Source organism: Ruegeria sp. BE1 (genome assembly GCF_056538885.1).
Genome location: NZ_JBQFTY010000001.1, coordinates 938013 through 948740 on the forward strand (window position 1 = coordinate 938013; position 10728 = coordinate 948740).

Annotated in this window: 9 protein-coding genes; 6 read left to right on the top strand and 3 right to left on the bottom strand. The window is 58.2% G+C overall.

All coding sequences use genetic code 11. From position 1 onward, the window contains the following. Position 1: 1 nt before the first annotated feature. The 3 genes from ACR0J5_RS04660 to miaA all read right to left on the bottom strand — a co-directional run bounded on the left by ACR0J5_RS04660 (position 2) and on the right by miaA (position 4047). The gene (locus ACR0J5_RS04660) at positions 2-1048 is read right to left on the bottom strand and encodes an ABC transporter permease (protein WP_480650876.1); all 1047 of its coding nucleotides are present in this window, start codon (positions 1046-1048) and stop codon (positions 2-4) included. A 122-nt stretch (positions 1049-1170) separates the two neighbouring features. After that, positions 1171-2841: an ABC transporter substrate-binding protein gene (locus ACR0J5_RS04665; protein WP_480650878.1), complete on the bottom strand. Its 1671-nt coding sequence runs from the start codon at positions 2839-2841 to the stop codon at positions 1171-1173. Positions 2842-3153: 312 nt separating this feature from the next. Next, on the bottom strand, positions 3154-4047 hold the full coding sequence (gene miaA, locus ACR0J5_RS04670) for a tRNA (adenosine(37)-N6)-dimethylallyltransferase MiaA (RefSeq protein ID WP_480650880.1): 894 nt from the start codon (positions 4045-4047) through the stop codon (positions 3154-3156). A gap of 97 nt (positions 4048-4144) precedes the next feature. Between miaA and pyrH the strand changes: the two genes are divergently transcribed. The 6 genes from pyrH (at position 4145) to ACR0J5_RS04700 (ending at position 10700) form a co-directional block, all read left to right on the top strand. Then, positions 4145-4888, top strand: coding sequence for a UMP kinase (gene pyrH / locus ACR0J5_RS04675; protein ID WP_480650882.1), 744 nt, complete (start codon positions 4145-4147; stop codon positions 4886-4888). Positions 4889-5119: 231 nt separating this feature from the next. Continuing rightward, positions 5120-6346: an aminotransferase class V-fold PLP-dependent enzyme gene (locus tag ACR0J5_RS04680; RefSeq protein ID WP_480650884.1), complete on the top strand. Its 1227-nt coding sequence runs from the start codon at positions 5120-5122 to the stop codon at positions 6344-6346. 48 nt (positions 6347-6394) lie between these two features. Continuing rightward, positions 6395-7819 (top strand): cryptochrome/photolyase family protein, encoded by a 1425-nt coding sequence (locus ACR0J5_RS04685; RefSeq protein ID WP_480650886.1) that lies wholly within the window; start codon positions 6395-6397, stop codon positions 7817-7819. Between the two features lie 69 nt (positions 7820-7888). After that, positions 7889-9097, top strand: a complete 1209-nt coding sequence (locus ACR0J5_RS04690) for a class I SAM-dependent methyltransferase (protein ID WP_480650888.1) — start codon at positions 7889-7891, stop codon at positions 9095-9097. A gap of 16 nt (positions 9098-9113) precedes the next feature. Beyond that, positions 9114-9554: a TrgA family protein gene (locus ACR0J5_RS04695; protein WP_480650890.1), complete on the top strand. Its 441-nt coding sequence runs from the start codon at positions 9114-9116 to the stop codon at positions 9552-9554. Positions 9555-9584: 30 nt separating this feature from the next. Further along, the gene (locus ACR0J5_RS04700; RefSeq protein WP_480650892.1) at positions 9585-10700 is read left to right on the top strand and encodes an NUDIX domain-containing protein; all 1116 of its coding nucleotides are present in this window, start codon (positions 9585-9587) and stop codon (positions 10698-10700) included. Positions 10701-10728 lie beyond the last annotated feature (28 nt).

Below are 10728 nucleotides of genomic sequence, written 5' to 3' on the forward strand. Positions count from 1 at the left end.
CTTATGAAATGCGAATGCGCGGGTTGAGGTAGACATAGCCGATATCCGAGATCAGCTGCGTCACCAGCACCACAAAGACCGACACGACCGAGATCGCCAGCAACAGCTGAATGTCGTTGTTGCCCGCCGCCTGTACCAGCGCCCAGCCGAAACCCTTGTAGTTGAACAGGGTCTCAACGATCACCACGCCGTTCAGCAGCCACGGGAACTGCAGCATGATGACAGTGAAAGGCGCGATCAGCGCATTGCGCAACGCGTGTTTCATGACGATGTTCGAAAATGAAACACCCTTAAGGCGCGCGGTCCGGATGTATTGCGCTGTCATCACCTCGGTCATCGAGGCGCGGGTCATCCGGGCGATATAGCCCATCCCATAAAGCGCAATGGTCAGGACCGGCAGGAAGAAGTTCTCAAAGGTCGGGTTCTCCATCGCCTGCGTCGCTGTCCCCTTGAACCATTTGAGGCCCACAGCGGATGAGGTGAAGATCGCGATGAAAATCACACCAGACACATATTCGGGTGTGGCCGTGGTGGTGATGGCAAAGGTCGACAGGGTCCGGTCCGTGGCCGAGCCCTCTTTCATACCAGCCAGAACACCAAGGATCAGCGCCGACGGGACCATCAGCAGCATCACCCACAGCATCAAACGACCGGTCAGTGCCAGACGGTTTCCGACAACAGTTGCGACCTCTTCTTTGAAGACTGTGGAATAGCCCCAATAGCCCTGCAGGATACCACAGAAATTGGGGGCCTCTTCAGCGGATTGACCCGGCAGGATACATCTGCCCTGAACCGTGCCATCCTCGTTCGTGTGGCGATAGGATGGCAGCACGCCCAGCCATTCGCCATATTTGATAGGCGTCGACTGGAGGTATCCGTTCTTTTCCAGAAAGCTCTCAACCTGCTCATCCGACATCCGGAAATTGCCTTGCGTTTTAGCAAGCTTTTCCAGGTTTGGATAAAGGTTGGTGAGGAAGAAGACCAAGAATGTCAGGCACAATGCTGTCATGAGCATAATGCCGACACGCTTTAGTATGAAAAGTCCCATAATGGCCCCTGTTGGTAGGCTAGCGCGCAGATTGTCTGCTTGTCGCGTCGCTGTTTTTTTCGGGTCGCCGCTGTTAGGGCGAAAAGGCCGCGCCTATTAGACGCGGCCTGATAAAAGTCAGCTTAGCCGACGATGCCGAACTTATAGAGCTGGGGCAGATCAGCGATGTGCTTTTCAACACCCACCAGATTGTCGCGGTGGTGACGCATTGCGGTGCGCCAGTAAGGCTGAATGACCACACCTTCGTCGATCATGATCGCCTGCAGTTTGGCCATCACCTCGCGGCGCTTGTCCACATCGGCGATCGAGTTCGCCTCGGCCAGCAGGGCATCGAACTCGGCATTTGCAAAGCCGGATTCGTTCCAGGCAACACCCGATTTGTAGGCCAGCGCCAGAACCTGCGTGCCCAGCGGACGGTGGTTCCAGTTGGTCGACGAATAGGCGTATTTGGTCCAGTCGTTCCAGAAGGTCGAACCGGGCAGAACGGTGTGCTTGGCCTTGATGCCCGCATCGTTCAGCTGCGCAACGACAGCCGCGGTGGTATTGCGACGCCAATCATCGTCGATCGACTGCACTTCGTGCTCATAGTCGCCCATTCCGGCCTCGTCCATCAGCGCCTTGGCGGCTGCCGGATCATAGGGGATACGGGTGACTTCCGAGTCGTATTCCGGGTGCATCGGACCGACATGGCTGTTTTCGGCGGCGATGCCGTAGCCTGACATGCCCAATTCCAGACAGACCGAATTGTCGACGGCCATGGCAAGCGCCTGACGCACGCGTTTGTCGCCATAGATCTTGTTGCCGTTTTCGTCTTCGGCCAGCTGGTTGGGGCGGATTACGATGGTAAAGCCTGACGGAATTTCCGAACGGGTCAGGCCAATGCCGTCAAAGATGTCGACGAATTCACCAACCGATTCCCAGTTCATGTCGATCTCTTCCGCCTCATAGGCGGCCAGGAACGCGGCAGGGTCGGTACCATAGTCGATGAATTCGATCCGATCGATGTAACCACCTTTGCCTGCAGCATAGCCCCACCATTCAAAGTCCTCGTTGCGGACCAGAACGCTTTTGACGCCCACTTCGTGGCTTTCGGGCAGCATGAAGCCAGTGCCGACGGGGTTGTCCAGCATGGTGTTGGGGTCAAAGCTGCTGTGCACGATGGCTGCAGGATAGTCTGCCATACCCGGGATCACGGTGATGTCCGGTGCATTGCACTTCAGCTTCACGGTATGAGAGTCGACAACAGTGATCGCGCCTTCGGATGCTTTCTGAGTGGCCTCATCAACCAGGCTGGCCATGCGCGAGGCCATCGAGTTGCCTTCCAGCGACATGTCACACCAGCCTTCGATGTTGCGCGCAACATCTTCGGCGGTGAAGTCGTCACCGTTGTTCCACTTTACGCCTTTGCGGACGTTCAGAGTGTACTCGGTGGCGTCTTCGTTCGCTTCCCAACTTTCAAGAAGCATCGGTTTGAACGAACCGTCATTGTTGTATTCAACCAGATACTCCAGCCAGCCTGCCGAGATCGTCGCCATCTGCGTCCAGTCATAGGTGCGCGGATCTTTCAGTGCGCGCACTTCCATCTGATAGCGGATGGTGCCGCCACGCTGAGGCTCCTGCGCCGCAGCGGGTGAGGACAGTCCGATCATTCCATAGGCTGCGGGCACAGCAACACCCAACGCGGTCGCGCGGGCCAGGAATTCCCGACGGTTCAGTTTGCCGTCGCGATATTCCTGAGCGTGCATTTCTGCGGCCCAGTGAACCGATGCTCCGGTAACAGTTTCATTTCGCATTAATGTCTCTCCCTGATGACATGTTATTATTGAAGAGGGTCAGGAACCGCTCAGACCGGAAGGCACCGGACGGCAGGTTCTCGCGTTTTCTGTTGGATACTCAACATCCCCATGCACCCATTCGGCCCCAGATTTTGAAATAGGTCAATGTTTGAAATCGTCATCCAAAGCACAAAAACGACATTGTTCGGCAATGTGTGGGGTAACCGGGCACCGGACCGGCGGCGATTCAGCGATGTATACAATCGTGAACCGGAGAATTGCTGTGATTAAGGGAATCGCTTGGGAAAATTCACTGAAGGTCGCGGCGTATCATTTTGAGAAATCTATGTGATTCCATTTTTTCATGCGCGCGCGGAACCATGTACGCTGGCGTTTGGCGAACTGACGGGTGGATATCGTCGCGCGTTCGCGGGCGGTGTCCAGGGTCATCTGCCCGTCAAGGTAGGCCAGCAGCTCTGGAACCCCGATGGCCTTGAAGGCGGGAAGGGCGGGATCATAGCGGTCACGCATCGCCTCAACCTCTTGCAAGGCACCGGTGTCCAGCATCTGATCAAAGCGTCGGGTGATACGGTCCAGCAGCCAGTCTTTGTCGACGTCAAACACGATGGGAACGGTGTCGGCCACGTCCAGAATCGGAGGCGGCGTATCGCTTTGCCAATCGCGCAGGCTGCGCCCAGTGGCATGCTGAACCTCCCATGCGCGCTGAACACGGGCGCGGTTTTGGGTGTCGATCCCCCTAAGCGTTGCGTCATCCACGCCCGCAATCAGAGCGGACAGGTCCATCTGATCGGCCCGGGCCCGAAGCTCGGGCGGGGTTGGGGGGATGTCTGCCATACCCTCTGTCAGAGCCGAGAAATACAGACCGGTCCCACCCACGATGATCGGGCGCTGATCCGCCGATAGCAGCGGCGTGACCTCTCGCAGCCAGTGACCGGTTGAATAGGTCTGATCATAACCGATGTGACCATAGAGCAGATGCGGTGCGCGGGCTTCTTCCTGAACCGAGGGGCGGGCCGAAATCACGCGCCAGCAATCGTAAACCTGACTGGCATCGGCATTGACGATCACGCCGCCAAAGGTCTCGGCAATCTCCAGCGCCAAAGCCGATTTCCCCGAGGCGGTTGGCCCCGCAATCAAGACCGGTATGCCATCGGGAATTGGCGGTAAGTAATCCCAGAGTCGCGATGTTTTGACATTGGCCATTCGCCTGTGCCCCAATCCTACGCATCCGCATTGAACCTGCGGAGTTTTTGCTTCATTTTGCGCCGGAAAATAAACCCGTGCCAGCCCGGAGCGCAACATGAGCCTTTCCCAGACATCAGAGACCCCCAAAACGAAATACAGCCGTGTGATGCTGAAGATCTCGGGCGAGGCCCTGATGGGGGACCAGGGGTTCGGACTGCACCCGCCCACCGTTCAGCGCATCGCGCAAGAGGTCAAGTCGGTGCATGATCTGGGGGTCGAGATTTGTATGGTCATCGGCGGCGGCAACATTTTCCGCGGTCTTAGCGGCTCGGCCCAGGGGATGGAGCGGACAACGGCCGACTATATGGGCATGCTGGCAACGGTCATGAATGCGCTTGGGATGCAGTCGGCGCTGGAAGAGGTCGGGGTCTTCACTCGTGTGATCTCGGCTATTCGAATGGACGAAGTGTGTGAGCCCTATATCCGCCGCCGCGCTGTGCGCCACCTGGAAAAGAAGCGGGTTTGTATCTTTGCGGCGGGCACCGGCAACCCATACTTCACCACCGATACCGCCGCCACCCTGCGCGCCAATGAGATGGCCTGTGAGGCGATCTTTATGGGTAAGAACGGCGTGGACGGTGTTTATGATAAAGACCCCAAAGAGCACGCGGATGCGGTGCGCTATGACACCGTCAGCTATGACGATGTGCTGGCAAAGCGGCTGAGGGTGATGGACGCCTCGGCCATCGCGCTGGCGCGGGATAATAACCTGCCGCTGATCGTGTTCGGGCTGGATGAACCCGGCGGGTTTCGCGGCATTCTGGCCGGTGAGGGGACCTATACCAAGGTTCAGGGCTGACACGCCTGCCAGAACTTGCAAAACCGGGCCCTGCGCCCGGTTTTTTTCTTGCACGCTTGTGCGCTTGACGACCGGGCTGGACCTATGCACTTTGGCGCGGTTCCTGCCGGGCGCAGGGGCTGCGGGGCCAGTGGCCTTCGCTGGGCTGGAAGACCTGCCATGATTTCCGAGGGTTCCGAAATCATGCTCGGGCACCTCGTTGACCAAGACGCATGATCAAGGAGGCACGCTATGAGCAGTTTGGATATCAATTTCGTTCGGTCCCAGTTCCCGGCCTTTTCCGAACCCGGTCTGCAAGGGCAGGCATTCTTTGAAAACGCTGGCGGATCATATACCTGCAAGCCGGTTCTGGATCGTCTGATGCGCTATTACACTCAGCGCAAAGTCCAGCCCTATGGCCCCTACGACGCCAGCCGTCTTGCGGGCGAAGAGATGGACGAGGCCCGGGTTCGGATGGCTGCGATTCTGGGCGTGGACAGTGATGAGCTGAGCTTTGGCCCGTCAACCACGCAGAACACCTATGTTCTGGCGCAGGCATTCCGCCAGTGGATGCAACCGGGCGAGGCCATTGTTGTCACCAATCAGGATCATGAGGCGAATTCCGGCCCGTGGCGGCGTCTGGCCGACGAGGGCATCGAAGTCCGCGAATGGCAGATCGACCCGGACACCGGATCGCTGAATCCGCAGGACCTTGAGAACCTGCTGGACGAAAAAGTGCGTCTGGTCTGTTTCCCGCATTGTTCGAATGTGATCGGCGAGATCAACCCGGTGACCGAAATCACCGCCATCGCACATGCGGCGGGTGCGTTTGTTTGTGTCGACGGTGTCTCTTACGCGCCGCACGGGTTTCCGAATGTGGGTGATCTGGGGCCGGATATCTATTTGTTCTCGGCCTATAAAACCTATGGCCCGCATCAGGGCTGCATGGTGATCCGCCGCTCAATCGGGGAATTGCTGCCCAATCAGGCGCATTATTTCAATGGGGATGTTCTGTACAAACGGTTTACCCCGGCGGGTCCCGATCATGCCCAGATCGCGGCAAGCGCGGGTATGGCGGATTACGTCGATCTGCTGTGCGATCATCACGGCGGCCCAAAGGGCAGCGCGACCGAGCGGGGCGCCTTTGTCCACGATTTGATGCGCGGGCAAGAGGTGGCGCTGTTGCAGCCGGTGCTGGATGCGGTCAAAGATCGGAACGCGGTCCGCCTGATCGGCACATCCGACGCCGCGCGCCGTGCGCCGACGGTGGCCCTTTCCCTGAACCGCAACGCCGAAGCGGTGGCCGCCGAACTGGTGGATCACGGTGTCATGGCAGGTGGAGGAGATTTCTACGCCCTACGCCCGCTGCAGGCGATGGGGGAGGATATGGCGCAGGGTGTGCTGCGGGTCAGCTTCACGCACTATACCTCTCAACAGGAAATTGATCAGTTATTGAATGCACTTGACGCCGTTTTGTGATCCGGTTCCCGGCGGGCTGCGTAATGCGGTCTAAAACACCGGGCGGTCATGGAACACAGTCATTCTCCGATCATCATCTGGTTCCGACGGGATTTGCGCCTGTCGGATCATCCAGCATTGGCCGAGGCCGCAAGATCGGGTCGTCCGGTCATTCCAGTGTTCATTCTGGACGACCTGACAGCCGCTCTGGGCGCGGCCCCGAAATGGCGGTTGGAGCAGGGGGTGCAGAGCTTCGCGCGCACGCTGGAACAGGCGGGCAGCCGGCTGATCCTGCGCAAGGGCGGTGCGCTGAGTGTACTGCGGGCCTTGATCGCGGAAACCGGCGCGACTTCGGTTTTCTGGTCGCGCGCTTATGACCCTGACGCCATCAATCGTGATACAGCGGTCAAGTCCGCGCTGACGCAGCAGGGGATCGACGCCCGGTCCTTTGCGGGGCATCTGCTGTTCGAACCCTGGACCGTCGCCACCAAAACCGGCCAGCCGTTTCGGGTGTTCACACCCATGTGGCGCGCGGTGCAGGGGCGGGATGTTGCGGCACCCGAAGCGCCGCCTGCATCTATACCAGCACCGACGCATTGGCCTGCATCCGACGATCTTACCGCGTGGCGATTGGGGGCTGCGATGAATCGCGGCGGCGCAGTAGTTTCGGCGCATGTCAGACCCGGAGAAGCCGCTGCTTTCGACATATTGCACGAGTTTCTGGACCGAATCCCGGCCTATTCCGAGGATCGAAACCGTCTGGATGTGGACGGGACCTCGGACCTTGCAGAATACCTGTCGTTGGGTGAGATCAGCCCCCCCAGCGTTTGGCACGTGGTTCAAAACGCGGCCCAGAATGGTGTACAGGGCACGGATGCCTATCTGCGTCAGCTGGTCTGGCGCGAATTTGCCTATCACCTGATGTTTCACACGCCGCAGCTGCTGACCGGCAATTGGAAACCCGAATGGGATACGTTCGGCTGGAACACGGATGCGGATCATCCCGATGTTGTGGCCTGGCGGCAGGCCCGGACCGGAGTTCCCGCCGTAGATGCCGGTTTGCGGCAAATGTACGTGACCGGCCGCATGCACAACCGCGCCCGGATGATTGTGGCCAGTTACCTGACCAAGCATCTGATGACGCACTGGAAAATTGGCATGAACTGGTTCGCCGACTGTCTTGTCGATTGGGACCCGGCATCAAACGCGATGGGCTGGCAATGGGTTGCGGGATCAGGGCCGGACGCGGCCCCGTTTTTTCGCATCTTCAACCCGCAGACGCAGTTGGAAAAGTTCGATCCAAACGGGGATTACAAAAACCGCTGGATTGCCGAAGGACAAAGCGCGCCACCACCGACCGCCTTGTCCTATTTCGATGCGGTTCCACGATCCTGGGCCCTCGATCCTGGCTCGGCTTATCCTGAGCCGGTCGTTGATCTTGCGACGGGTCGTGCGCGCGCGCTGGCGGCGTATGAAAACCGAAAAACCGGGTAAGGAACTGAAAACTTGCCACAAACACAATCTCGGCCTAGCCTTGAGCGACGGCCGCAAAGGGGAGAGCGGATGATCCTTACAACGACTGACGGGCAGAAAAACCTGCCCAGATACTTTGCCCAAGTGTTCAAGATGCTGAACCGGATGGAGTTCGGCAGGTTGGACATCGCGCTGCAAGATGGGCGCGTCTTCCGCTCTGAAGGGGCCAAACCGGGGCCGGTGGCGCAGGTTGATATTCATGATGAGGACGTATTTGCGCGCCTGATCCGCGAGGGTGAGCTGGGATTCTCGGACTCCTATTTGGAAGGCGGTTGGAGCACCCCAGATCTGCGGTCCTTTATGGACTTGGTGCATCTGGGCACCGAAACCGTCTATGACGATTTTACCGGCAAGTTCCTGGTCCAGGCCTATGAAAGGCTGCGGTTCTGGCTGCATCGCAACAACCGGCGGCAGGCGAAAAAGAACATCTCATACCACTACGATCTGGGGAATGATTTCTACAGTCTGTGGCTGGATGAAACCATGACCTATTCCAGCGCTCTGTTCGAAACCGGGCAGGAAAGTCTGGAAAAAGCGCAGACGGCAAAATATGCCAGCCTTGTCGATGAAATGGGCGCAAAGCCCGGAGATCATATCCTTGAGATCGGCTGCGGCTGGGGTGGATTTGCCGAATATGCCGCGAAAGAGCGTGGCCTTCGGGTCACAGGTCTGACCATCAGCGAGGAGCAGTTGAAGTTTGCGCGGCAAAGAATTGAAAAAGCGGGGCTTTCTGATCTGGTAGAGTTCAAATTGCAGGATTACCGCGATGAACAGGGTCAATATGACGGAATCGCCTCGATCGAGATGTTCGAAGCCGTGGGGCAGAAATACTGGCCGGTCTACTTTGAGACCGTGCGCGAGCGACTTCGGCCCGGCGCGCAGGCGACGCTGCAGATCATTACCGTCGCGGATCACCGCTGGGATGTCTACAAGAACGGCGTTGATTTCATTCAGAAATATATCTTTCCGGGTGGAATGCTTCCGGCGCCTTCTGTACTGAAACAGCAGGTTGAGGATGCGGGTTTGGACGTGGTGAAATCGCGGGAGTTCGGCAAAAGCTATGATCTGACCCTGCGGCGTTGGTACGAAACGTTCAACGACAAATGGGACGAAATCGCGGACATGGGCTTTGACGAGCGTTTTCGCCGCATGTGGAACTATTATTTGACGGCCTGCGGCGCAGCCTTTGACACTGGCAACTGCGATGTGACACAGATCACTATAGCAAAACCCAGTTAACAAACGGAAATTCCGAATGCCCAGTGCTCCGCGTCTCGTTGCTGCAATTTGTCTTTTGGTCGTGGCCTTTGTCGTTTCAAGCATGATCATCAACAACGGCGAAGAAGGCAAAGACTATGGATCGTTTACCATGGTCAATATGATCATTGGCGTTGTCTGTGGCTGGACGGTGATGGGGCGTCGGGTCGGTCGTGGATGGACCAGCGCGATCAATAACGGTCTGACGGGCATTGTCTCGATGGTGTTCTGGGCGCTGTTCGTGCAGGGCTGCTATGAGATGTTCCGCCTGGCCATGCGCCACCGGTACGATGGCCCGTTCGAAGCACTGATCTCGATCTTTCAGATCGGTGTGGATTATAGCAAGCAATTGTGGTCGCCGGAAATTCTGTGGACGTTGGTGATCGGTGCGGTTATCGCCGGTCTTGCAACCGAAGAAGCTGGCCGCCGCTGGCGGTAATCTCCATCTACTCAGCAAGAGACACTGATTTTGTCCGATTTGTTTTTCTATGGCACGCTTCGGCATCAGCCACTGCTGGAGCTTGTGATTGGCCGACCGCTTTCGCAACTGACCGTGTCCCAGGCCGTTTTGCCTGATCACGCGGTTTATGCGGTGGCGGGGCAGGCTTTCCCTATGATCGCAGCGCAGGACGGTGGCCGGGCCCAGGGACTTTTGGTTCAGGGATTTACGCCCGAAGACCTGAAACGGCTGGCCTTTTACGAAGGCGGGTTCGAATATGACACCACTCTGCGCGATGTAGAATTGGCGGATGGATCGTCGACTCAGGCCCATGTGTTCTTTCCCAAAGCCGGTCTTTGGACGGCAGACGGACCTTGGCGCTTGCAGGATTGGGTTAAGACATGGGCTGAGGTCACTTTGGTCGCGGCAGAGGAAGAACTGGCCTACTACGGTCGGATCGACGCGCCCGAGATTGCCCGAAATTTCACCCCGATCCGCACCCGTGCCTGGGCCAAGCTGGCCGCGCGCAAGCGCCAGACAGGGGATACGCGGGACACGGCCAAAGATGTCATCGTGCGAAGCCACAGGCGCGCATATCTGAACTATTTCGGCATGGAAGAGTTGGAGGTACAGCACCGCCAGCACGACGGAACCATGGGCCCGGTTCTGCATCGCAGTGGGATGATGCAGGGGGCCGCCGTCGTCGTGTTGCCCTATGACCCGGTGCGTGACGCGGTTCTGCTGGTCGAACAGTTTCGCGCGCCGGTCTTCTTGATCGAAGACCCCGAGCCTTGGATGTGGGAGCCGGTGGCAGGCATGATCGACGCAGGCGAAACGCCCGAACAGGCCGCCTATCGCGAGGCTGAGGAAGAGGCACGCGTCACGCTGCGCGGCCTTGAATACGCGGGTGGGGCCTATTCTTCGAGCGGGTCATCGACCGAGTACATTTACCTCTATGTGGGCTTGGGTGATTTGACCCAGACCATCGACAATGGTGGTCTGGCGTCCGAGGGCGAAGATATCCGAACGCAAATCCTGCCTTATGACACCTTTATGCAGATGGTGGATCGCCACGAATTCAAGGATTTACCCATGCTGACGCTGGCCCATTGGCTGGCGCGTAACCGTGCGCGGCTGCGCGGGTAGGGATCGCCGCTTGTGGTTGCCGCACGGC